The sequence below is a fragment of the Pseudomonas sp. Yb2C2 genome (assembly GCF_052112325.1).
GTDB lineage: Bacteria > Pseudomonadota > Gammaproteobacteria > Pseudomonadales > Pseudomonadaceae > Aquipseudomonas > Aquipseudomonas marginalis.
Window position 1 is genome coordinate 183,284 of record NZ_JAVAJK010000001.1, and the last position, 22,619, is coordinate 205,902.

Genomic DNA, 22,619 nt, shown 5'->3' on the forward strand with positions numbered 1-22,619 from the left:
GTGTACAGGATTAATCTGCACCGTTGCTGAGCGCAGTCCCCGTTACTAAAGCTCTGTGTAGCCCTTTGGAACGCGGTTTTAGAGGGATTGTGTGCTATTGGCACGTATTCTGCTGACTGTCTCGTATACAAACCATGCCGCCTCCCGTATGCACCCCGTGACGGAAGCGCAGGCCGGTATGACGAGGAGCCCGCGATGACCGAACAATTGCCCAAAGGCTACAGCCCCCGCCTGTACAACCAGGACCTGGGGCCGCTGCCGCAAAAGTGGACCTGGTACAACATCTCTGCCTTCTGGATGAGTGACGTGCACAGCGTGGGTGGCTATGTGTTCGCCGCCAGTCTGTTTGCGCTGGGGCTGGCCAGTTGGCAGGTATTGATTGCCTTGCTGGCAGGCATTTGCATTGTGCAATTGATTGCCAACCTGGTGGCCAAGCCCAGCCAGCAGGCCGCCGTGCCCTATCCCGTGATCTGCCGGCTGGCGTTTGGCGTGTTCGGCGCGAACATTCCCGCCGTGATTCGCGGCTTGATTGCGGTGGCTTGGTACGGGATTCAGACCTACCTGGCGTCGAGTGCCCTGATCATTGTGGTATTGCGCTTTTTCCCACAGATGGCGGTGTTTGCAGAGCCGCATTTTGCCGGCCTGTCTTACCTGGGCTGGTTTGGTTTCCTCAGTTTATGGGTGTTGCAGGCGGCCGTGTTCTGGGCCGGCATGGAGTCCATCCGCCGCTTTATCGATTGGGCGGGGCCGGTGGTCTATGCGGTGATGTTTGCCCTGGCCGGCTGGATCGTCTGGAAGGCAGGGTGGGCAAATATCAGCTTTACCCTGGCGGAAAAATCCCTGTCGGGCTGGCAGGCGTTCGGCCAAGTGATCGTGGCGACGGCGCTGGTGGTGTCGTATTTTTCCGGGCCAACCCTGAATTTCGGTGATTTCAGCCGTTATTGCCGCAGCATGCAGGACGTGCGGCGTGGCAACTTCTGGGGCCTGCCGGTGAACTTCCTGGCGTTTTCCCTGGTGACCGTGGTGATCGTCTCGGGCACCTTGCCGGTGTTTGGCGAAATGCTCCATGACCCGATCGCTACCGTCTCGCGCATTGATAACAGCATGGCGGTGCTGCTGGGCGCTTTTGCATTTGTGACTGCCACCATCGGCATCAACATCGTCGCCAACTTCGTGTCACCGGCGTTCGACTTCGCCAACGTCGCACCGAGCAAAATCAGCTGGCGCGCCGGCGGCATGATCGCCGCGGTGGCGTCGATCTTCATCACCCCGTGGAACCTGTTCAATAACCCGCTGATGATCCACTACACCCTGGATATCCTCGCGGCCTTTATCGGCCCGCTGTTCGGGATTCTGCTGGTGGACTTCTACCTGATCAAAAAGCAGAAGATCGACGTGGACGCGCTGTTCGATGACAGCCCGAGCGGGCGCTATTACTTCGACGGCGGTGTGAACTGGACGGCGGTCAAGGCCCTGGTGCCTGCGACCCTGGCAGGTGTTGCGATCACCTTCACGCCGGCGTTGCAGGGCATGGCTAACTTTGCCTGGTTCACCGGCTGCTTCCTGGGTGGGCTGTTTTTCCTGGTGTTGGCGCGGCGTGAGCAGGTTCGTGCGCCGGCACCGTTGGTCGCCGGCTGACCAACACCCCTCCCGCCACTGACAGGCCTGCACCGGCAATCACCAACGCCGCTTGCAGGCCACCGCTCAGGTGGCTGCTCACCGACGCCAGCAACGGCCCACTCAACTGGCCGATGGCAAAGCTGGCGGTCAGCAGCCCGGTGTTGCGCTGATAGCCGTGGGGCGCAACGTCCCGCAGGCGCGCCATCACCAACTGCATGCAGGCCAGGAACGGCCCGCCGCACAGCAACACCCCCAGCGCCAGGCCCCAACCGTTGCCCAGCAGGCAGGCGAATACCCCGGCCGCCTGCAGCCACAACGTGGTCATCAGCCAGCGGCGGGTGGTGTCCGGGTCCTTGGGACGCAGGCTTGCGACCACTACCCCAATCGCCGCGGCCAAACCAAAGCAGGGCCAGAACAGATCAGCCTGCCAGGCGCCCTTGAATTGCGCGCTGGCCATCTGTGACAGGAAGGTCGCCGGAATGATGTAGCCCAGGCCGAACAACACGTAGATCCAGCACAGGTGAGTAATGCTGCCGTTGCTGGCCGTGTCGGCGCGGCTTGCAACAGGCGCAGTGACGGCGGACGGCTGTGGCAGGAAGGGCAAGATTGCCAGCAGCATCACCAGCGCCACTACGCCGTAGATCAGCCACAAGGTTGCAGAGCTTTGGCCCAACAGGTTGGAGCCCAGCGCCAGCAACCCGGTCAATACAATCCCCAGCCCCGGCCCGGCGAACACCAGGGCGCCGAGGCGTGCACGCCCGGCGGCAATCGCCAGCGGCTGGCTCAGGCTGGTGATCATCACCAATGCCCAGGCACTTGCAACGCCGGTACCGAAGCGCAACAGCATGTGTGGCCAGAAACCCTGGGTCCAGTAAGACGCCAGGGTCAGCAGCACGCACAACCAGAGCCCGCCATACAGGCGACCCCGCACATGGTGATGGCTGCGCGCAAAAATCGAATCCACCGCGCCTACGAAGTAGCCCAGGTAATTGGCCGCTGCGATCAGTCCGGCGCCGGTCAGGTCGATCTGGCCTTCACTGAGCAAGTGGGGCATTTGCGGGGTAAGGGCGAAGCGGCCAATGCCCATGGCCATCATCAGGGCGATAAAGCTGGCGAGTAAGCGGGTGAGGGGTGACATGGTCGGGTGTCCTGCGGGTAAGCGAATACCGTCAGGCTAGAGCGGATTGACTTTCTGTAAAAATGAATAATAGTGATTAACTTGTTCAGTTTTGGAGAAAGCCATGGAGTTCAGTCAATTGCGCATCTTCCAGGCCGTGGCGGAAGAGGGCTCCATCACCCGCGCTGCCGAGCGCCTGCATCGAGTGCCGTCGAACTTGTCGACCCGGCTCAAGCAGATGGAAGAACAGCTTGGCGTGGAATTGTTCGTGCGCGAGCGCCAGCGCTTGCAGCTTTCTCCGGCGGGCAAGGTGTTGCTGGACTACAGCACTCGTCTGCTGGCGCTGCATGATGAAGCCCATGGCGCCGTGCAAGGCGGGCAACCGGCCGGCAATTTTGTACTGGGCAGCATGTACAGCACGGCAGCAGTGCATTTGCCGAAGCTGCTGGCGTGCTATCACAAGGCGTATCCGATGGTGAACCTCCAGGTGCTGTCGGCGCCCAGCGGTGAACTGCTCGAAGGGTTGATCACCGGTCGCCTGGACGCCGCATTTGTGGACGGGCCCATCACGATTGCCTCCCTGGACGGTGTGGCCCTGTGCGAAGAACGCCTGGTGCTGATATGCGAAGCCGACCACCCACCGGTGCGCGGGCCACAGGATGTTGCTGGCCGTTCGGTGTTCACTTTTCGCCGCAGTTGCGCCTACCGCGCGCGCCTGGAAACCTGGTTTTCCCACGAGCACGTCGCCATGGGGCGGGCGATTGAGATCGAGTCTTACCAAGGCATGCTCGCCTGTGTCATCGCCGGTTCAGGGGTGGCGCTGATGTCCGAATCCATGCTCGACAGCCTGCCAGGTAAGGACAGCGTGTCCGTTCATCCGCTGACAGGGCAATTTGCCACTGCGACGACCTGGCTGATGTGGCGAAAGGGTATGCTCGGCGCTAACCTCAACGCATGGATCGACCTGCAGCAAGAGGGCAGGGCCGAGGTCCTGCAAGACGCACGTGCGATTGCTTGAGCGATCCGTCAGGATTTGCATCAATTCAGTAACAGTTCGTTGTGGTTTCATTCAAGCAATACGTAGGACTTAGGGCTACTATCAATGTAGGAAAAGGCGACAGAACTTGCGCCGACCAGCATTTCCCTCAAAGGGGGCAAACCATGAAAGAGAAAATCCAGAACTGGCTCCACGACCTTGGCGTTGCATTGGGCTTGATCGAGCCACCCCTGCAACCGGTGCCGATTCGTACCGATGACGAGCAGCGTCGTCCTCGCCGCAGATAATCTCTGGCTGAAGCAGGATTAAAGGTGGGGGCGAGTAAGCCCGCTCCCACCGTTTATTTTGCGCCAGGCAAAACCAGCGGGCGTGACATCCCACGTCGCAGCGTCCACACAGCGTTTCCAACGCCAGTCCTACCTCCCGCCGCCCCAGTCACCCTTGCCTCGGGCCTGCGCGATAGCCCCCTCACGCCATAACACTCACTCGCCCCTCGGTAGCTTGGGCGAGTAGTCCGAATCCATGCAGGTCAGTCAGGCCTCTGACCTTCACGTGTCGGAATCAGGCTACTTGTTCATCAGAATTGGCTGGCTTATTCAATTCAAACCATGAGCGTAGGTTGAGTTCCTCAACGGCCTTCCAATAACGCCCACCTTTATTGAAGGGCTCTCTGCGAGGCATCAGTCCGTCAGAAGTGTTGGAGACACAGCTATGAGGCTCTCTTCCATTCCGCCAGTCGCCGCGTCACTCATCGCCATAACCGGAAATATCCTGCATCTCGCACCAGTGTCGAGAGTCTGGAAGGCTCACGCACCCAGCAACGTGGTGTTCTTTCCCCCGACATTGACCAAACACGATCTGCTCATACAGATCGGTCTCCTGAGTCCATCGGCGATCATTGTCGGGGACCAGGCGATCGATGCAGACGTCATCGCTCAATGGCGCATATCCCACCCGTTTGGCGACCTCCATTTGATCCGCAGAGGTACGAGCCTGGATAAGGTGCGACTGGACCTTTGCGGCTCCAACGACATCCGCGTAGTCAATACGCCGGGGGTCAACGCGCCACATGTCGCCGCCTATATGGCGCGCTGGCTGACACTGGCCGATGGCTCCCTGCCGCGCGACATCTGTGTGCTGGGATACGGCAACGTGGGCAGGGAGCTGGTCAAGTTGTTGCTTGATCGAGATCCGGAGGTTCGGATCAAGGTATTGGATCGACATGGTCAGAGGCCGGACACTCTCGGCAGAGCCTATTCCGACAGCCGAGTGTCCTTTGGCGTGGACTGGTTCGAGGTGCTGGAGGGGGCTCGTGCCGTCGCTATCTGTTTATCCCTGAATGATGAGTCCACCCATCGCATTGATCGGGCCCTTATTCAGTGCCTGCACAGACAGGCTCGTCTGGTCTGCGTCGCCAAGCCGGATGTCTTCAGCGATGACGCTTTGCGGGCCCTGGCAACGGCTGAAGCTATCCAGCTTGTATTGGACTACGGGCCTGGGACACTGGATGCATTTCGGGTGCGCGCGCAGGCACTCGGCTGCAGTGTCTCCAAGTGGCGCAAACCGGCGACCCTGACAACCCAGGCGGCAATGACTGAAGCCTGCCATGGCGACCTTGACTATGCCGTCTCGATTCAACTGAGCCTGACCACCTTGCGCTGCCTGGTCCGGCGCAAACTTGCCCACTCATTGATGATCCCCGCGCAACAGGCAGATGCCGGCGCGCCGCGCGTATCGATCATCGGTCGAGGCATCAACGGCCTGCTCCAAGCCGTGATGTTCCGCCTGGCCAATTATCAGGTCTCGGTCTACGGAGGACATCAGCAGAGCGATGGCGCCACTCATAAGCAGGTGAACATGCGCCACCTTTCAGCCACGGAGACGACTGCAAAGCCGCTGGACAACGCTTATCTGACGCCTGGAAACCAGTACCTGGCCGTGGAGTGCAACCGTGCAGGCATTGAGCTGTTTGAAAAGTTTCTGGCCGACAATCCATCGTTAGCACGGTTTGCACGGTCGCGGATTGTACGAGCGTTTATGGACGACGCTAGTGGCGTAGAAGCCGCGATCCACGAGCAACGCGATATTGAAAAAAGGCCTTGGCCGAGTGGCAAGCCAGGACGTGAACTTGTAGAGATCAGTCGCCTTCAATTCCAGAAAAGTTATGGGGTCCCAGGGATCGCTCGGGCTATTGAAGTATCGGGTTACGATGTGGAATTTGTACAGCTAAGGGATGAGATAGTGGCGCTTTTGGCGCGCTCTGGGGTTCAGTTCCTACCCCAGCATCTAAGTCCTGTCCAAATTGCTGAGTTGAGCAGAGAACACGTCGTCGTCACTGCCATGGGGGTAGAGGAAGAAGAAGTCATCGCGATCATTGGCTGGTTTTTTAAGATGCGTGCTGTTGGTAGTGAAGCTGTCGGAATGCGCGGACTCAAACTGCAGTACGATCTGCCCATTGGTGTCATGAATTGCCGCTTGGACGGGGACTATATTCTTGTCTCTGGTGGGCAGGTTCCTCCCGATTCCACGCCTGCGTACAAGGAGCAGATACTGACGGCATGTCAAGCCGCCGTTTCTCGTCACTTTCCAAAGTCTTACCGCCGGGCGATCGAAAGTGGCGACTTGCAAATTATCGAATGTGCCAGGCCTGGCACTCCGGATGGACTGTCGATAGTTTATTGCTCCGCCTACAACCGCATTGCCGCCGGCGGAACGTATGCCGGCGGCACCACCCAGGGATTGGTGTGGGCCTCCTTGGTCGAGGAAATCATCCAGGCAAAGGCACCCGCAGTTTCGGCCATGTACTCATGATAAAAAACGGGCGCGACATCCGACGTCGCGCCCGCTGAAGAAACCGCTCCAACCCCCGTTATTGCTTACACCGCCCGAACCACCCCCGCCTCGGGCCGGCGTGACAGCACACTGACCAGCACAAAGCTCACCAGCCCTACCGCCAGGCTTTAGTAGATCGGCGTGTTTGTTTATCCCTTCCTTGATTATAAGCGGCTGTCGTTTGATGGTAATAGGGCGGTGAAATATAAATTTTGCATATGAGTCAGGCTTTAGTCTTCAAGTGTCGGAACTGGACTACGTGTTTATCGGAAGCGGTTGGCTTATTTGATTAAAAAAATAAGCGTAGGTTGAATGCTGAATAGGAAATAGTTTTATCGTGTGCGCTTCAATAACCTACTGATAAAAAGGACAGGTATATGAACGTAGAATTTAAATATGAAAAGCTGTTCCTCCAAAGAATAATGTGGCTCCAGTGCTTTCCTCAATGGTGCTAGCGCATGCGTATTTTAAGGAGTAAATTTCACCGGCCTAAAAGTAATACAGTATTTGCTAGAGTTGCCGAGTATCACACTTCGGGAATTGCTCTAGCGAGTCCTCCTGTTGTATCAGCGACCAATGTTCTCATGGACAGAACTACAGCAAATGTCGGAGTGGGGGATAGTTTGCTCGAGAAGCAAAGCGATAGAATCGACTCCAGTTTTCAATATGGGGCAATTAGTACACCTACCGTCGAAGCAGTAGCTAATTCTATCGCTATCTTGGAAGGCGGGAAGGGTGCCCTTTTGACACCGTCAGGACAGAGTTCATTGTTTCTGGTGATCTCTACAATTTCGCGCAGAGGTGGAACATTACTTGTTTCTGACTCGTTAACATACTCAACACTCAACTTGTTAAACGAACTTGCATGCCGTCTAGGGTTTCGGCTAAGGAGGCTCGGAGTTAGAGAAGTGTCGAAAGTAACAGTTGACGAGCTTGTGGCGGACTCAACATTCTGTGTGTTATTAGAAGCTCCTGGCGGTTTTGATTATGAAATTCCGGATATTAAAAAGGTTTTTGAGGTTGCTAAACAAGCGCAGGTCAAGTGTGTATTTGACAATACCTGGTCTTCATCTGTTTTCTTCTGCCCTATAAAATTTGGTGCCGATGTCGTAATCCTTTCACTAAGCAAGTGTTACGGAGGAACCGTGGGGGTTGCACTCGGTGCAATAGTTACTTGCGAAAAAAACATGGAGATAATTTTTCGAAAAAGTTCTGCCTTGCTCGGGTTGAGCGTGTCACCTACGTGCGCAGAGCGATTGGCAACGTGTTTAAGTACGTTGAGAATTAGAGTGGTCTCACAAGATTCATCCACTAGGCGTATATTGGCTTATATTCAATACAAATGTCCGCATGCTAGTTTTTTGCATCCTTCTTTAAGTTGCCACCCAAGCCATAAAAGCTGGAAAGAATATTTTTGTGGTGCGTGTTCAGTCTTCACTATTTGCTTTTTTGATGTGTCAATAAAAGAGTTGACTGCTGCGATGGACAGGTCAGTCCTATTTCGATCAGCGTACGGTTGGGGAGGTAATTCATCCTCATACTATATTTTTGACCCTGGCACTTGGAGAATTGCTTCAAATAATACGCTTTCTAGTTCGTCCTGCGTGAGGATATACGTAGGCCTGGAAGATTGGCGTGAGCTCGCAGAGGATTTAAATACCGTTCTTTTATCAATAGGTTCGTCAGAAGGTGTGGAGCTATGAAACTTCAGGTGATAGCGATTGCAGCGCCTGAGCATCTTTGCGGGAAAAAAGATTCAATAGTAAATAGTTTTGATCCGGTAAGTTTATTTAATGCTCTTCGTATTGCAGCGTTCGCCGCAGATGAAGGTAGAGGGGCATGGGGAGATAGTAATTGGGCCGATGGTTACCTGAAGCGGCGACAGTCGTGCATGCTGATGTATTCACTAGATGACTTGCCCGGATTAGATAAACTTTTGGAGTTGGAAAAACCAAACTTGGTGTTGATCGGGGCAATGTCCGTTTGTATGCGTGGAGCACTAGAGTGTGCCTCGTATATCAGGGCAAGGATGGGTGACCAGTGTGTCATAGTGCTCGGGGGGCGGCATGTCTCCGAATCTATGTATAAAGATGAAAGTAATAGAGTTGTTCATCATAGATCTTCGCCGCTTCAACTTGTTTCGAATGAGGAGTTGGAGGACGTATTCGACCTAGTGGTGGGAGGAGAGGCCGAAGATTTAATCTTCAGGTTGGGAGAGTCCTTAGGTAGAAAAAAATTTGAAGGGCGGTGTGATAGAAAACGTTTAATGTTGGATGTTAGTGATGCATCTGGCAACTGGGTCGCTGGCACAATAAATAGATCGAAGGAAATTTTCACGTTATCCAGCAAATATGGTCGAATCGAAAAAGCTACCTTGCCAAGTATTACAAAATTATTTGGTGCGACATCAAGGTTTACGGTTTTTGGTGGCCTCCATACAGCACATGTTTATAGCGATACGGGGGCGGGTTGTGTGTTCGACTGCGATTTTTGTAGCGAGCGATTAAGTGTGGTAGGGCGGCCTGAAAATATATCGGGAGCTCCATTCAGCCTCTATAGGCAATTAGGTGAGGCGGCGAACTCAATCTTTTTAGAGTATAGGGAGACGCAATCATCAGCTTTTGTTGAAGATTCAACATTTTTACTGGGGAAAAGATCTAATATAAGAACTTTTTGTGAGTTGATGGAGCGCGACAATTTGCCTGTGAGGTTTGGCGCACAGTTTACGGTTGATCAAATTATTTCTCGCCCGGAGGAGTTGGCTCGGTTATCTGCTGTTGGGTTAAGTTATGTTTTTCTAGGTATTGAAACACTAGATCCTTATTCAATAGGCGGAATGAATAAGGATACGTCAGCAAAATTGAGTTCCTGGGCAAGTCGAGTTGAGGAAGCATGTGACCTACTAAGTTCTTGTGGCATAAGGATCGGATTTGCGTTGCTCTTTGGACTTGGCGAGACGCATTTGTCGCGAATTAGGCTCCTCAATTTTATTGAAAAAATTAATTGTAGTGTTGAAGCGTCAGTAGTCGTATCTATGAACTGGGCTGTGCAACATCCATTAAAGGGTTTAGATAATGGAGCGAACTACAAATATCTCAAGTGGCCAGTTTTGGAAGTACATATGATGGATTTATTTCATCGCTTCGGAGAGGCTTCTACCGAGTACCCGATGCTGCACGTAGGAAAACCAAAGTATGAGGAGGTGTTTGAGGTGGTATGTCGATCGCGCGAATTACTGAGTCTTTGAGGAGAAACCAAATTCCAAATTATTTAGAAATTGGTGTGACGATTTTTGCTTTAAATAAAGTTGTGGTGAACCGTATTTAATCATAGTAAATATGGAGTGTAGTTATGATATGCGAAGATCAAAAATACGTTTCTTCGGAAGCAGAAATGTTAGAATTTTTGCAAGAACAATTGCTGGATTTTAATAGCCAGGACTTGGTGATTATGGGAGGGCATTTTATGCTGTTCTATGACTCGGAATCGAATTCATTAGTGCCTGGTGTGTCTCAAGACTTACAAGGTGAAATTATTAGGGCTAGGGTACGCGATAGAGTAGGTATTTTTCCTTTGTACACTTGGGAGATGGCTCTTAAAATAGGTGGAGTTTATAAAATTAAGACCAAAAATAAAGTCAGATTTTTGCTCTTGATAAATGATTGGCAATACACTCCCGAGTTTGGCTCGGCTGGTGAACATAGGGACCGGTTTTACAGACATTTTCAGAGCCTGCCTTCTTCGTACAAAAAATCTATGAAGGCCCAGGGCCTTTTTTCGGAAGAAGACATACTTCCTAGTCGAAAAAATAATCTCGCGTTTCCGGAAACCTGGCTGAAGTATAGATTTCAAAAAAGCGCTACTAAGCTTGTACAGCAAGGAAAGCTGGAAAGAAAGTATGTTGGTGATGGTTTAAAAGAAACGGAGATTTCCTTCGTTGATAATAATGGAAATTATAGTCAGCTAATTAGTTGTGGCGTAACTGGTTGTGCTGGGGAGATAACCGAGATGTTGCGTGAGGTGTATGAGTATGGCCATAGGCTGATTCTTATTTTTGCACCTAATGAATGCCACTCGCCCGTTAAGGTAGGAATAGAAATAGCTCTTAAACTTTACGAACTAAACGGGATGAAGGTTATTGTTGCTGATCCAGGAGGCAGCGGAGAAATGAGCGTCGATGCTATTTTCAATAAATTAGTTAGTGTGTCGGTTTTTAGATCCTAGTCAAAGAAGTTTTTATTTTTTTGCGCGTCCTATTTGTGAGGTCTGGCATGAAAACAATCTATTTGGATTTTGCAGCATCAACAAAGTGCGAAAGTGATATTGTTGATATTATGAAAGTTTATCAATTCGATGATTATGCTAACCCAGCTTCTCCTCATAGTATGGGGAAGGTAGCACGTCATGCAATAAATGTCGCTCGATCCAAGGTGGCTAAGCTATTACAAGTCGACCCGGCTGAGATATTATTTACGTCAGGTGCAACGGAAAGTAATAATATTGTAGTTCTAGGTGCATTTGAATATGGTGAGACTGCTCCCTCAAATGCAATATTTTCAGCCATTGATCATAAGTCAGTTACTGAGGCTGCACGTGAGCTTTGTCGCAGGGGGGTGGATGTTCGTTATGTTAAGATTGAGTCTGACGGTCGTATTAATAAAAAGTCCTTAGAGCGTGAAATTGATTCTAATACGAAATTGTTGAGCTTGTGTCATGTGAATTCCGAAGTGGGAGTAATTCAGGATCTGGATATGTTGTCGGAGGTTGCAGCATCGCGGGAAATAATACTTCATCTAGATGTTGTCCAGTCTTTTGGAAAAATTCCGTTAAGCTTAAAGGGGACGCGTATAGATTGTGTTTCTTTTTCTGCTCACAAAATAGGTGGTCCGAAAGGTATCGGAGGCTTGTATCTGAATGATAACGCTAGGAGGAAGTTGCGGCCATTATTTTTTGGTGGCGAAGTCAACAGTCTTCGAAGCGGAACTATGCCTACTCCGTTGATTGTTGGTTTTGGTGCGGCCTGCGAGTTGAGAAGTAGAGCTGACTTGCAAAAAGAGTGGAGGCAGGTAGCTAAATTAAGGTCGTGCTTCCTTTCAGTGATCAAGTCTCATGGAGCTAGATTTGAATTAAATGTGCCTGCTGAATATACGATTCCTCATATACTGAGCTTGCATTTTTATAAAGTAAGATCCGAAGTATTAATAAGCTCGTTAGAGGGCGTTTGTATAGCAGCGGGGTCGGCATGTAACTCCAATAATATGCAGGCTTCATATGTGTTAAAAGGTCTGGGGCTAAGTGATGAGCAGGCAAATTGCTCTATTAGAGTTTCCATTAGCCCAACTATTAAAGAGGAGGAGGTTAGAGAGGCTGCCGAGATTATTGCGGTTAAGGTGTTTAAACTTCAAAGCCTTGTTTAAATTTTAGGAGGGTGTATGAAAAATTCAAATTTTTTGATAATTAGAGGTGGTGACTCATCCGAAAGAGATGTGTCGTTTAGGACAGCAGAGTGTGTAGAGGAATCCTTTCGTAGAATGGGGCTTAAGTATCAGGTTCTAACAGTAGGGTCAGTTTTGGATCTTATGGATTTATCTTTAGATGACGTGGATTACATTTTTAATGCCATGCATGGCGGAGATGGCGAAAATGGTGTTGTGCAAGGGTTATTAGATTTGTTGGGGGTTCCCTATAATGGTGCCAGTAGGGAAGCAAGCTCTATATGTATGAGTAAAATTTTAACTAGGTTTGTAGCGTCCGCTAACTCTATTGTAGTACCTGAAGGGGTTGTAAGGGGCGCAGGGGGCATCGATTATAATGAAATAAGAAATCGTTTGGGTGGGCGTGTTGTTGTAAAGCCGGACTGTCAAGGTTGTAGTATAGGGGTGAGTGTGGTAGTTGATGATGTTGGGTTTGAACGCGCAGTTCTAAATGCAGAAGTGTTTAATGGTAGGTTATTGTTCGAGGAATTTGTTTGCGGTTTTGAAATAACAGTTGCTGTTCTTGCTGGGGAAATATTACCATTTTTATCTATAACTCATTCCAAAGATTTTTTTGATTTTAATGCTAAGTTTAATTCAAGTGATACTCGATACGAGGTCGCTGATTGCATCCCTGAGAGCGTTGTTGATTTAATCAAGGCGAGTATTTGTCGGCTGTGTGAGATTTTAAATTTTGGACGTTATGCCAGATTTGATTTTATTGTGAGGGAAGGGATTCCATATCTGCTTGAAGTAAATACATTGCCGGGTCTTAATGCTCAGAGTGTTTTTGTGAAAGCATGCCTACTTTCAGGTGTGGGTTACGATGAGATGATATGTAGGATAATAGGCAGTTCAAAAGTTTGATTTTTGTCAAGTGTCATTTGCGTTGGGGTGGTGAGATGAGGCACTTAAGCTCAAATGCTAATGTTATAAATTTTTCACTGTGTCTGCTGATTGTAATTTGGGTGGTTGGATGGTTTTTTACGATGATCGGTTTGGAATGGTCTACTCCGTTTTCCTTTTCCGCTTCCTGTTGGCCTCTTTGATAATGCATTTTTTTATTTTTTTTAGTTCGCGATATGTTAGTTATACCTTGAGTGAGTGGTTTTATATTTTGCTGGTTGGTCTCTTTCAGACCACAATTATGTTCTCTCTTGCATCATATGGAATAATTGAGGTTGGACTGGCTAAGTCAGCGATATTGATTTATACCACTCCGGTTTGGACAAGCTTGTTAGGCTGGTTTTTCTTGCGTGAAAGTCTTTCTATTTTTAAGGTTTTGGGTTTGGTTTCTGCTTGTGTTGGTGTTTTTTTAATGACGAGTTCTGGACTTTCGATTGATGATGGCATGGGAGTGCTATTGCTTATTGGATCTTCAGTATCTTGGTCGGTCTCTAGTTTAATTTTAAAAGCTAAGCTAGCCAAAAAAGACATGTTCTGCATAGCTGCGTGGCAGATGACGTTCGGTTCCGTAGGGCTTGTGGCTCTGGCTTATTATGTGGACGGTGGAATATTGTTTGAAGTTGTGTTTGATAGTGTTATTTCATTGGTCTATGTATGCATAGGGGCATCGGTTGTTGCCTTTACGTTATGGTTTTATATTGTGTCACGTGTGGCTTTGATTCGTTCAAGTATGGCTTCTTTAGCCGTTCCGGTTAGTGTGTTTGGTATTCAAGAAATGCGACCGGGACAGTATCTTGATTTGGTTTATGTCGTCGCTTCAGTATTTATTATTCTGGGCTTGGTCATGGTGATCATTGGAGGCAGAGATAGCTAACATTGGTACAGCTGAACAAAAAAAGGGCGCGACATCCGACGTCGCGCCCGCTGAAGAAACCGCTCTAAATCCCGCTCTATCTCAAACCGCGCTGGCCGCGACCCCCTCTGGCCGGCGTGACAACACACTCACCAGTACAAAACTCACCAACGCCACCGCCAGGCTGTAGTAGATCGGCGTGTTCGCATCCAGGCCATCCTTGAACATGAACACCAGCGCCGTCACGAAGCCCAGGGTCATGGACGTGATTGCCCCCGACGTGGTCGCGCGCTTCCAGAAGATCGCGCCGATCAGCGGGATCAGCATGCCACCCACCAGCAGGTTGTAGGCCAGGGTCAGGGCGCTGATCACGTCATTGACCACCAGTGCGATGCCCAGCACGACGATACCGGTCAGCATCGTGAACAGGCGGTTGATTGCCAGGCTCGATTGTCTGCCGCCGCGCAGGCGTGGCAGCAGGTCTTCGGTCAATACGGTGGAGGCGGCGAGCAAGCCGGCGCTGGCGGTGGACATCATCGCCGCCAGTGCCGCCGCGATCACCAGGCCGCGGATGCCGTCCGGCAGCGAGACTTTGACGATGGCCGCGAACGCGTTGTTGACGTTGTCCAGGTCCGGAATCAGTACATGGGCCGCCATGCCGATCAGCGCACAGGCGAGGCCGTAAAGGATGCAGTAGAAGCCGGCGAAAGTGCCTGCGTACTTGGCGACCTTTTCGTCGCGGGCGGTGAACACCCGCTGCCAGATGTCCTGGCCGATCAGGATGCCGAAGAAGTAGATCATGAAGTAGGTGATGATCGTGTCCCAGCCGATCGCGGTGAAGCTGAAGCTCGATGCCGGCAGCTTGGCCACCAGCTCATCCCAGCCGCCGACGCGGTACAGGCAGATCGGCAGCAGGATAAACATCAGGCCGACGGTCTTGATTACGAACTGCACGATGTCGGTGAGGGTCAGCGACCACATGCCGCCGATGGTCGAGTAGACCACCACCACACCACCGCCCAGCAACACCGAAATCCAGAACGGCAGGCCGAACAGCACTTGCAGCACCGTGCCGATGGCCAGGATCGAGGTCACGCCGATCATCAGCGCATAGGCCAGCATGATCACCGCACTCGCCTGGCGGGCCATGGGGTTGTAGCGTTTTTCCAGCACCTGGGTGACGGTGAAGATTTTCAGCTTGAGCAGCGGCTTGGCCAGGAACAGGTTCAGCGCGATGATCCCCATGCCCAACGCCGCACACAGCCAGAAGCCGGAGATGCCATGCACATAACCCAGGCGCACGGTACCGACGGTGGATGCACCGCCCAGTACCGTGGCGGCCATGGTGCCCATGTACAGCGACGGGCCCAGGTTGCGACCGGCCACCAGGTAGTCTTCGTGGGTCCTGGCGCGGCGCATGCCGTAATAGCCGAGCACGAGCATGCCGGCGGCGTAGATGAGTACGACGAATAAATCCAAAGCCATGACGGCGGGTCTCCGATTATTGTTTTAGGTAACAGGCGAACTTGTTGTGGGAGCGGAGCCTGCTCCCGCAGGGCTGCGAAGCGGACCCTTGGGGCCATACACCGAAGCCGGCTCCGGAAACACACGCAACAACGTCAGGTACACCACCGACGCCAACCCCAGCGTCACCGGCAGGCTGATATCGATGCCATCGGCCAGGTTGCCCAGCGGCCCGACAAACTGCCCCGGCAAGTTGACGAAGCACAGGCCCACCAGCGCACTCGGAATCCAGGCCCCCAGCCCGCGCCAGTTCCAGCCATGGCTGAACCAGTAGCGGCCGCCGGTTTCACCCCGGGTAAACACCTGCAGGTCATCCGGACAGTAGAAGCCGCGACGCACGATCAGGCCGATGATCATCATCACCATCCATGGCGTGGTGCAGGTGATGATCAGCACCGCGAAGGTCGACACGCTCTGCACCAGGTTGGCGGCGAAACGTCCGATAAAGATGAAGGCAATCGACATCACCCCGATCAGCAGCGTGGCCTTGACCCGCGACAGCAGGCGCGGGAACACGCTGGACATGTCCAGCCCGGTGCCATACAGCGAGGTGGTGCCGGTGGACATGCCGCCAATCACCGCGATCAGGCACACCGGCAGGAAGAACCAGGTCGGTGCCACCGCCAGCAGACCGCCGACGTAGTTGTTGGCCGCGATGTAGTCCGGCGCCTTGATCGCCACAATGGTGGCGGTGGCCAGGCCGAACAGGAACGGGATCAAGGTGGCGATCTGTGCCAGGACTACCGCCAGCATGATGCGCATTTTCGGCGTCTCACGCGGGATATAGCGTGACCAGTCACCCAGGAACGCCCCGAAGGAAATCGGGTTGCTCATGGCCACCAGCGCCGCGCCGATAAAGGCCGCCCAGAAGCCGGCCTGGCCCAGGGCTACGGTGCCGGCGAAGTGGCTGTCGAAGGTCGGCGCGAACGCGAAGATGCCCAACAGAAACAGCAGGCTTGCCGCCCAGACCGCAATGCGGTTGACCCACAGCATGAAGCGAAAGCCGTAGATGCACACCGTCAGGACAAGCATGGCGAATACGCCGTAGGCCAGGCCCAGGGTCAGGTCGGTTTCCGGCAGGCCGATCAGCCGTTTCGCACCGCCGACCAGCGCATCGCCTGAACTCCACACCGACAGTGAGAAGAAGGCAATCGCCGTCAGCAATGACAGAAACGAGCCGACAATCCGCCCGTGCACGCCGAAGTGCGCACCGGAAGACACTGCGTTGTTGGTGCCATTGATCGGCCCGAACAGGCCCATCGGCGCCAGGATCAACGCACCCACCAGCACACCCAGCACAATCGCCCAGACGCCGGCCTGGAACGACAGGCCGAACAACACCGGAAAGGAACCGAGCACGGCGGTGGCAAAGGTATTGGCGCCGCCAAAGATCAGGCGGAACAGATCCTTGGGGGTGGCGGTACGTTCGTTGTCCGGGATCTGTTCGACCCCGTTGGTTTCTATTGTGCGAATACTTTTATCGTTGTTTTTATTATTCATGATCAGCTCCGATCACATTGGCTAAGGGGACGGCAGCCCTTCCGGCATAGCGGACAAATGTTCGTGACAGGCCAGCCACGGGCCTTCTTGTTGTTCTGTGCGAGATCCTTGGCGTTTGAAGACAATGGTCTCGCGTTCCTGGCTAAAGAATTGCTCCCCGTTCATGCGCAGCTCGGTGGCCACGTTATGGATAAATATCGCCACGTCACCCTGCAGGCTGACCACGGCGTTACTTGAGGTGCAGGACAGCACCTCAAATCCTTCATCCCGGCGCCAGCTGTCCCACAACGCCTGGTAGGCATCGCGACTGAGCAGCGGTTGGGGGAGGGTGTAGAACACAAAGCTGGCATCGGCCGTGAACGCGCCGAAGTAGGCGGCGCGGTCGTTACGCGCAAAGGCCGACACCAGGTCGGCGGCGGCTTTCAATACCTGCGGCACGCTCATCAGCGGTGCGCCACGCCAGGCAGTACGCAGAGCATCTCGTACAGCAGGTTGGCGCCCAGCAGCGAGGTGTTGCCGGTGGTGTCGTAGGGCGGCGAAACTTCTACCAGATCGCAACCAACCAGGTCGAGGCCCTGGCAGCCACGGATGATTTCGATCGCCTGGATGGTGGTCAGCCCGCCGATTTCCGGGGTGCCGGTGCCGGGCGCCCAGGCCGGGTCGATGCCGTCGATGTCGAAGCTCAGGTACGCCGGGCCGCCGCCGACTTTTTCCCGCACCTCGGCCATCAGTGGCGCGAGGGAGTGGTGCCAGCATTCTTCGGCCTGCACTACGCGAAAGCCCTGTTTGCGGCTCCAGTTGAAGTCTTCGGCGGTATAACCCTGGGCGCGCAGGCCGATCTGCACCACGCGGTCGCAATCGAGCAGGCCTTCTTCCACGGCGCGGCGGAAGGTGGTGCCGTGGGCGATTTTCTCGCCGAACATATGGTCGTTGACGTCGGCGTGGGCATCGATGTGCACCAGCCCGACCTTGCCGTGTTTCTTGTGGATCGCCCGCAGGATCGGCAGGGTGATGGTGTGATCGCCGCCCAACGTCATCGGGATCACGTTGTGCTCGAGAATCTCATCGTAGGCCTCTTCGATGATGCGCACGGCGTCCAGCAGATTGAAGGTGTTGATCGCCACGTCGCCAATATCCGCCACTGACAGCGAGTCGAACGGCGCGGCACCGGTGGCCATGTTGTAAGGGCGGATCATCACCGACTCGGCGCGGATTTCACGCGGCCCGAAGCGGGTACCGGCGCGCAGCGAGGTGCCGATGTCCAGGGGCACGCCGATAAAGGCCGCATCCAGGCCCTTGGCCGATTGCAGGTGGGGAAGACGCATCATGGTGGCGATGCCGGCGAAGCGCGGCATTTCGTTGCCGCCCAGTGGTTGGTGGAAAATCTTGTCCACGGGATTGCCTCATCGTTGTTGTGTTTATCAGGGGCCGATTCTGCGAAAAGCGCAGGAAGGGAAGAATCGGCAGGGGCAAATACTTAGTTCAGGTTTTTCTAAACTAATGCGGGCAGGTAGACTGCCCACATCTACACCCGGAGCCGACCATGGCCAGCGCCTTGCCCGACCTGAAACTCCTGCGCATCTTCGTCAGCGTCGTGCGCCACCAGGGGTTCGCCAATGCCCAGCACGAACTCAACCTGTCCACCTCGGCCATCAGCACCTACATGAGCCAGTTGGAAAGTGCGTTGGGCCTGGTGCTGTGCCATCGCGGGCGGGGTGGGTTCAGCCTGACCAGCAAGGGCGAGCTGTTTCACCAGGAAACCTTGCGCCTGCTCGGCGAACTGGAAGGCTTCGAGCAATACGCCGCCGCGCTCAAGGGCGAGCTGCGCGGGACGCTCAAGCTCGGCGTGCTCGACTCTACAGTGAGCGACAAGGCCTTGCCGTTCGCCGAGGTTATCGGCGCCTACAGCCTGGAGCACCCGGCGGTGCACCTGAATCTATCGGTGATGAGCCCCTACGAACTGCAACTCGGCGTGCAGGACAACCGCCTGGACCTGGCCATCGGTGCCTTCTCCAACCGCATGAGCGGGCTGATCTACATGCCGCTGTACCGCGAGCAGCACTGGTTGTATTGCAGCACCCGCCATCCGTTGTTCAGCGAACGACGCATCCCCGAGCAGGTGATCACTCAGCAGCGCATGGTCGGGCGCGGCTACTGGAGCCAGGCCGAACTGGCGCGCCACGGCTTCAAACACAGCGCCGCCACGGTGGAAAGTATGGAAGCGCAGCTGATCCTGGTGCTCTCGGGTGCCTACATCGGCTACCTGCCCGAGCACTACGCCCAGGCCTGGGCCGACAAGGGCGACCTGCGCGTATTGCTGCCGGCGACCTTCGGCTACCAGGCGCCGTTCTCGATGATCATGCGCCGGGGTCGCAGCCGCGAACCGCTGATCCAGACCTTCCGCGATCTACTCAAAGCCCAGCTCAACCAGGCCTGAACAACCATGTCCCGACCCCACTGTTCCCGCTGCCTCAGGCCCGCCGCCCATTGCCTGTGCGCGCTGATTCCCAGCCTCGACAGCCGCACACGTGTGCTTGTTTTGCAGCACCCGAGTGAGGTCAACCATGCGCTCAATACCGCGCGGCTGGCGGCGTTGGGATTGAACAATGCGCAGTTGGTGGTGGGCGAGGTCTTTGATGACTTGCCGACCCTGTTGAACCCGCCCGGCTATCAGGCGCGGCTGTTGTTTCCGGCTGACGATGCCCAGCCGCTGCAAGCCTATGCTCCCGGCGATCAGCCGTTATTGTTAGTGGTGCCCGACGGCACCTGGCGCAAGGCTCGCAAACTGCTGCACCTCAATCCTTTGCTGGCGGCGCTGCCTCGGGTGACGCTGGTCGAGGGCGCCGTGTCCCGCTATCGACTGCGCAAGGCGCCGGGGCCAGGGGCGTTGTCGACGGTGGAGGCGATTGTGCAGGCGTTGCAGGTGCTGGAGGCGCCGGTGTCGTTCGAGCCGTTGCTCAAGCCGTTTGATGCATTGATCGAAGGGCAGATTGCGGCGATGGGGGAGGAGGTCTTTCGGAGAAATCATGGCGATGGGCATTTGCGCTAGGCGGGATATCGAGGCGCGGCCATCGGGGCAAGCCCCCTCCCACATTCGACCGAGTTCCAGCATGAGAATGCGGTCCAGTGTGGGAGGGGCTTGCCCCCGATGGCCATAGGTATCTACACAACTGTTAAAGGCTGACACATAACTCTGTGGTGAGCGGGCTTGTCGAATCGTCGCACCGCCCGCGCTGGGCTGCGAAGCAGCCCCAAAACCTTCACCTCGATTGATTCTGGCACTCTGCGGTGACCTTATTGGGGCCGCTTCGCAGCCCAGCGCGGGGCAAGCCCGCTCACCACAGAAGCCTAATTGCCATAGATTCCGTATTCACTGGAAGTTGTGTAGATACCCATGCCCCGATGGCGCCCGCCCAGCCAGCACCTCCCTCGCTTATTCCTTTAAGCCATAAGCACCACACTTTGCGTGATATGGCCCGCCGACCTTTCCCGGTATGATGTTCGCCCCCGCAGTCTGGATTGCGAATACGCCATGACCTTGCAGTACCCTACAATCGCCGATTGCGTCGGCAACACGCCCCTGGTCCGCTTGCAACGCATGGCGGGTGAAACCAGCAATACCCTGTTGCTCAAGCTCGAAGGCAACAACCCGGCCGGCTCGGTAAAAGACCGCCCGGCGCTGTCGATGATCACCCGCGCGGAACTGCGCGGGCAGATCAAGCCCGGCGACACCCTGATCGAAGCCACCTCGGGTAATACCGGGATCGCCCTGGCCATGGCCGCCGCGATCAAGGGCTACAAGATGGTGCTGATCATGCCCGACAACGGCAGCGCCGAGCGCAAGGCGGCGATGACCGCCTATGGCGCCGAGTTGGTGCTGGTCACCCAGGAAGAAGGCATGGAAGGCGCCCGCGACCTCGCCGAGCGCATGGCCGCCGAAGGCCGTGGCCAGGTGCTGGACCAGTTCGCCAATGGGGACAACCCCGAAGCGCACTACACCACCACCGGTCCGGAAATCTGGCGCCAGACCCAGGGCACCATCACCCATTTCGTCAGTTCCATGGGCACCACCGGCACCATCATGGGCAACTCGCGCTACCTCAAGGAGCAGAACCCGGCGATCCAGATCGTCGGCCTGCAACCAATGGAAGGCGCGGCGATCCCAGGCATTCGTCGCTGGCCCGAAGAGTATTTGCCGAAGATCTACAACGCGACGCGCGTGGACCGCATCATCGACATGGCCCAGCGTGAAGCCGAAGACACCACCCGCCGCCTGGCGCGTGAAGAAGGCATCTTCTGCGGCGTGTCGTCCGGCGGCGCCGTGGCGGGTATGTTGCGCTTGTCCAAGGAAGTGGAAAACGCGGTGATCGTTGCGATCATCTGTGACCGAGGCGACCGTTACCTGTCGACCGGCATTTTCGACGAACCCAACTGATGGCCAAGCACGAGAGAGGCCTGCGCTTCCAACCGACGGGCGGCAGCCGGGCCCCACAGATTCCCGTGGGCAAGAAGCAACGCCTGACCATCGAGCGCCTGGCCAACGACGGCCGCGGCATCGTGTTCTTTGAAGGCCGCACCTGGTTTGTCAACGGTGCGCTGGCCGGCGAAGAGGTTGAAGCGCGAGTGTTGGGCACCCACGGCAAGGTGGTCGAGGCCCGCACCGAGCGTGTGTTCACGGCCAGCGAACTGCGCCGTCCGGCACCGTGCGCGCACTTCGGTCGCTGTGGCGGTTGCAGCGTGCAGCACTTGCCCCATGCCGAACAACTTGCCCTGAAACAGCGCATGCTCGCCGAGCAACTGTCCCGCGTGGCCGGTGTCGAACCGCAGGAGTGGGCCGCTCCATTGAGTGGGCCGGAATTCGCTTACCGGCGCCGCGCCCGGGTGGCGGTGCGTTGGGATGCCAAGGCGAAGAAGCTCGAGGTGGGTTTCCGCGCCGTGGCCAGCCAGGACATCGTCGCCATCGATGATTGCCCGGTGCTGGTACAGGCCTTGCAACCGATCATGCAGCGCCTGCCGAACATGCTGCGCCGCCTGAGCAAACCTCAGGCCCTGGGGCATGTGGAGTTGTTCAGTGGTTCGTCCGTCGCCGTGTTGCTGCGGCATATGGCGCCGTTGTCGGGGGCGGACCTGCTGATCCTGAAAGAATTCTGCAGCTTCCATGACGCCCAGCTGTGGCTGCATGGTGAAGGTCAGCCGGAACCGATTGAGCCCGATCAGTCACTAGGGTTTCGATTGGACCCATGGGACTTGGAGTTGGCGTACCGACCGGGGGATTTTGTCCAGGTCAACGCCGGGGTCAACGAGGCGATGGTTGCCCAGGCCCTGGACTGGCTGGCGCCGCAACCTGCTGAGCGGGTGCTGGACCTGTTCTGCGGCCTGGGCAACTTTGCCCTGCCGCTGGCGAAACAGGTGTGCGAAGTGGTGGCGGTGGAAGGTGTGCAGACCATGGTGGACCGGGCTGCACGGAACGCCATCAGCAACAATTTGCATAATGCGCAGTTTTTTCAGGCCGATTTGTCCCAGCCTTTGAATGACGTGGAATGGGCCAAACAGGGCTTTTCTGCGGTACTCTTGGACCCACCCCGCGATGGTGCCCTGGAGGTTGTGCGCAAGCTCGCCACCCTGGGGGCCAGGCGCCTGGTGTATGTGTCCTGCAACCCGGCGACGCTGGCGCGGGACACGGTTGAGCTGGTCAAGCAAGGCTACCGGCTAAAACGTGCCGGGATCCTCGACATGTTTCCGCAGACAGCGCATGTCGAGGCCATGGCGTTATTTGAAGCGGGCTAGGATGCCCGT

At 55.1% G+C, this 22,619-nt stretch carries 19 protein-coding genes and 1 pseudogene; 14 read left to right on the plus strand and 6 right to left on the minus strand.

The window, feature by feature from the left end; all coding sequences use genetic code 11:
• Positions 1-195 precede the first annotated feature (195 nt).
• A complete protein-coding gene (locus Q8X51_RS00865; RefSeq protein ID WP_407693419.1) occupies positions 196-1,638 on the plus strand; it encodes an NCS1 family nucleobase:cation symporter-1 in 1,443 nt (480 codons plus the stop codon).
• Here the strand turns inward: Q8X51_RS00865 and Q8X51_RS00870 are convergent.
• Positions 1,550-2,758 carry an MFS transporter gene (locus tag Q8X51_RS00870; RefSeq protein ID WP_407693420.1) on the minus strand — a complete coding sequence of 403 codons (1,209 nt, stop codon included), beginning with the start codon at positions 2,756-2,758 and terminating at the stop codon, positions 1,550-1,552. The two genes, Q8X51_RS00865 and Q8X51_RS00870, sit on opposite strands and share 89 nt — an antisense overlap.
• Before the next feature lie 103 nt (positions 2,759-2,861).
• Between Q8X51_RS00870 and ptrR the strand changes: the two genes are divergently transcribed.
• From ptrR to Q8X51_RS00885, 3 genes are all read left to right on the plus strand, one after another.
• On the plus strand, positions 2,862-3,755 hold the full coding sequence (ptrR, locus tag Q8X51_RS00875; protein WP_065946851.1) for a putrescine utilization regulator PtrR: 894 nt from the start codon (positions 2,862-2,864) through the stop codon (positions 3,753-3,755).
• Positions 3,756-3,898: 143 nt separating this feature from the next.
• Positions 3,899-4,021, plus strand: a complete 123-nt coding sequence (locus Q8X51_RS00880) for a PA1414 family protein (RefSeq protein WP_003193089.1) — start codon at positions 3,899-3,901, stop codon at positions 4,019-4,021.
• A 424-nt stretch (positions 4,022-4,445) separates the two neighbouring features.
• The gene (locus Q8X51_RS00885; protein WP_407693421.1) at positions 4,446-6,545 is read left to right on the plus strand and encodes an NAD(P)-dependent oxidoreductase; all 2,100 of its coding nucleotides are present in this window, start codon (positions 4,446-4,448) and stop codon (positions 6,543-6,545) included.
• A gap of 65 nt (positions 6,546-6,610) precedes the next feature.
• On the opposite strand, the pseudogene Q8X51_RS00890 reads toward Q8X51_RS00885, so the two are convergent.
• A pseudogene (locus Q8X51_RS00890) lies at positions 6,611-6,712 on the minus strand (hypothetical protein); the annotation flags it as partial.
• Positions 6,713-7,024: 312 nt separating this feature from the next.
• Here Q8X51_RS00890 and Q8X51_RS00895 point away from each other — a divergent pair.
• The 6 genes from Q8X51_RS00895 to Q8X51_RS00920 all read left to right on the plus strand — a co-directional run bounded on the left by Q8X51_RS00895 (position 7,025) and on the right by Q8X51_RS00920 (position 13,820).
• Positions 7,025-8,269, plus strand: coding sequence for a PLP-dependent transferase (locus Q8X51_RS00895; RefSeq protein WP_407693422.1), 1,245 nt, complete (start codon positions 7,025-7,027; stop codon positions 8,267-8,269).
• A complete protein-coding gene (locus Q8X51_RS00900; RefSeq protein ID WP_407693423.1) occupies positions 8,266-9,813 on the plus strand; it encodes a B12-binding domain/radical SAM domain-containing protein in 1,548 nt (515 codons plus the stop codon). The genes Q8X51_RS00895 and Q8X51_RS00900 overlap by 4 nt, the downstream gene beginning before the upstream one ends.
• A gap of 104 nt (positions 9,814-9,917) precedes the next feature.
• A complete protein-coding gene (locus tag Q8X51_RS00905; RefSeq protein ID WP_407693424.1) occupies positions 9,918-10,790 on the plus strand; it encodes a hypothetical protein in 873 nt (290 codons plus the stop codon).
• Between the two features lie 47 nt (positions 10,791-10,837).
• Entirely contained in the window at positions 10,838-11,983 is a 1,146-nt protein-coding gene (locus tag Q8X51_RS00910) for a cysteine desulfurase family protein (protein ID WP_407693425.1), read from the plus strand.
• A gap of 15 nt (positions 11,984-11,998) precedes the next feature.
• Positions 11,999-12,907, plus strand: a complete 909-nt coding sequence (locus Q8X51_RS00915) for a D-alanine--D-alanine ligase family protein (RefSeq protein ID WP_407693426.1) — start codon at positions 11,999-12,001, stop codon at positions 12,905-12,907.
• Between the two features lie 136 nt (positions 12,908-13,043).
• Positions 13,044-13,820 carry a DMT family transporter gene (locus Q8X51_RS00920; RefSeq protein WP_407693508.1) on the plus strand — a complete coding sequence of 259 codons (777 nt, stop codon included), beginning with the start codon at positions 13,044-13,046 and terminating at the stop codon, positions 13,818-13,820.
• A gap of 81 nt (positions 13,821-13,901) precedes the next feature.
• Here the strand turns inward: Q8X51_RS00920 and Q8X51_RS00925 are convergent, their stop codons facing one another.
• From Q8X51_RS00925 to speB, 4 genes are read right to left on the minus strand one after another with little or no spacing between them, the layout of a single operon-like run.
• Positions 13,902-15,284: a sodium:solute symporter gene (locus Q8X51_RS00925; RefSeq protein ID WP_407693427.1), complete on the minus strand. Its 1,383-nt coding sequence runs from the start codon at positions 15,282-15,284 to the stop codon at positions 13,902-13,904.
• A gap of 24 nt (positions 15,285-15,308) precedes the next feature.
• Positions 15,309-16,823 carry a purine-cytosine permease family protein gene (locus Q8X51_RS00930; RefSeq protein WP_074847427.1) on the minus strand — a complete coding sequence of 505 codons (1,515 nt, stop codon included), beginning with the start codon at positions 16,821-16,823 and terminating at the stop codon, positions 15,309-15,311.
• 21 nt (positions 16,824-16,844) lie between these two features.
• Positions 16,845-17,267, minus strand: coding sequence for a YybH family protein (locus tag Q8X51_RS00935; RefSeq protein ID WP_065946848.1), 423 nt, complete (start codon positions 17,265-17,267; stop codon positions 16,845-16,847).
• The gene (speB, locus tag Q8X51_RS00940; RefSeq protein WP_407693428.1) at positions 17,267-18,217 is read right to left on the minus strand and encodes an agmatinase; all 951 of its coding nucleotides are present in this window, start codon (positions 18,215-18,217) and stop codon (positions 17,267-17,269) included. The genes Q8X51_RS00935 and speB overlap by 1 nt, the downstream gene beginning before the upstream one ends.
• A 149-nt stretch (positions 18,218-18,366) precedes the next feature.
• On the opposite strand from speB, the gene Q8X51_RS00945 reads away from it, so the two are divergent.
• From Q8X51_RS00945 to rlmD, 4 genes are all read left to right on the plus strand, one after another.
• Entirely contained in the window at positions 18,367-19,260 is an 894-nt protein-coding gene (locus Q8X51_RS00945; protein WP_065924693.1) for a LysR family transcriptional regulator, read from the plus strand.
• 6 nt (positions 19,261-19,266) lie between these two features.
• Positions 19,267-19,872, plus strand: coding sequence for a tRNA-uridine aminocarboxypropyltransferase (locus Q8X51_RS00950; RefSeq protein ID WP_137212108.1), 606 nt, complete (start codon positions 19,267-19,269; stop codon positions 19,870-19,872).
• 483 nt (positions 19,873-20,355) lie between these two features.
• Positions 20,356-21,258: a cysteine synthase CysM gene (gene cysM / locus Q8X51_RS00955; protein ID WP_015885254.1), complete on the plus strand. Its 903-nt coding sequence runs from the start codon at positions 20,356-20,358 to the stop codon at positions 21,256-21,258.
• Positions 21,258-22,610, plus strand: a complete 1,353-nt coding sequence (gene rlmD, locus Q8X51_RS00960) for a 23S rRNA (uracil(1939)-C(5))-methyltransferase RlmD (RefSeq protein ID WP_065924912.1) — start codon at positions 21,258-21,260, stop codon at positions 22,608-22,610. Before cysM ends, rlmD begins: the two co-directional genes overlap by 1 nt.
• Positions 22,611-22,619 lie beyond the last annotated feature (9 nt).

Excerpts from the sequence above, each read along its gene's own strand:
- Q8X51_RS00865 (WP_407693419.1), top strand. The coding sequence starts at position 196 with ATGACCGAACAATTGCCCAAAGGCTACAGCCCCCGCCTGTACAACCAG.
- Q8X51_RS00885 (WP_407693421.1), top strand. The coding sequence starts at position 4,446 with ATGAGGCTCTCTTCCATTCCGCCAGTCGCCGCGTCACTCATCGCCATA.
- cysM (WP_015885254.1), top strand. The coding sequence starts at position 20,356 with ATGACCTTGCAGTACCCTACAATCGCCGATTGCGTCGGCAACACGCCC.
- ptrR (WP_065946851.1), top strand. The coding sequence starts at position 2,862 with ATGGAGTTCAGTCAATTGCGCATCTTCCAGGCCGTGGCGGAAGAGGGC.
- Q8X51_RS00930 (WP_074847427.1), bottom strand. The coding sequence starts at position 16,823 with ATGAATAATAAAAACAACGATAAAAGTATTCGCACAATAGAAACCAAC.
- Q8X51_RS00950 (WP_137212108.1), top strand. The coding sequence starts at position 19,267 with ATGTCCCGACCCCACTGTTCCCGCTGCCTCAGGCCCGCCGCCCATTGC.
- Q8X51_RS00925 (WP_407693427.1), bottom strand. The coding sequence starts at position 15,284 with ATGGCTTTGGATTTATTCGTCGTACTCATCTACGCCGCCGGCATGCTC.
- Q8X51_RS00945 (WP_065924693.1), top strand. The coding sequence starts at position 18,367 with ATGGCCAGCGCCTTGCCCGACCTGAAACTCCTGCGCATCTTCGTCAGC.
- Q8X51_RS00895 (WP_407693422.1), top strand. The coding sequence starts at position 7,025 with ATGCGTATTTTAAGGAGTAAATTTCACCGGCCTAAAAGTAATACAGTA.
- Q8X51_RS00920 (WP_407693508.1), top strand. The coding sequence starts at position 13,044 with ATGGTCTACTCCGTTTTCCTTTTCCGCTTCCTGTTGGCCTCTTTGATA.
- Q8X51_RS00935 (WP_065946848.1), bottom strand. The coding sequence starts at position 17,267 with ATGAGCGTGCCGCAGGTATTGAAAGCCGCCGCCGACCTGGTGTCGGCC.
- Q8X51_RS00900 (WP_407693423.1), top strand. The coding sequence starts at position 8,266 with ATGAAACTTCAGGTGATAGCGATTGCAGCGCCTGAGCATCTTTGCGGG.
- Q8X51_RS00910 (WP_407693425.1), top strand. The coding sequence starts at position 10,838 with ATGAAAACAATCTATTTGGATTTTGCAGCATCAACAAAGTGCGAAAGT.
- Q8X51_RS00915 (WP_407693426.1), top strand. The coding sequence starts at position 11,999 with ATGAAAAATTCAAATTTTTTGATAATTAGAGGTGGTGACTCATCCGAA.
- Q8X51_RS00870 (WP_407693420.1), bottom strand. The coding sequence starts at position 2,758 with ATGTCACCCCTCACCCGCTTACTCGCCAGCTTTATCGCCCTGATGATG.
- Q8X51_RS00905 (WP_407693424.1), top strand. The coding sequence starts at position 9,918 with ATGATATGCGAAGATCAAAAATACGTTTCTTCGGAAGCAGAAATGTTA.
- rlmD (WP_065924912.1), top strand. The coding sequence starts at position 21,258 with ATGGCCAAGCACGAGAGAGGCCTGCGCTTCCAACCGACGGGCGGCAGC.
- Q8X51_RS00880 (WP_003193089.1), top strand. The coding sequence starts at position 3,899 with ATGAAAGAGAAAATCCAGAACTGGCTCCACGACCTTGGCGTTGCATTG.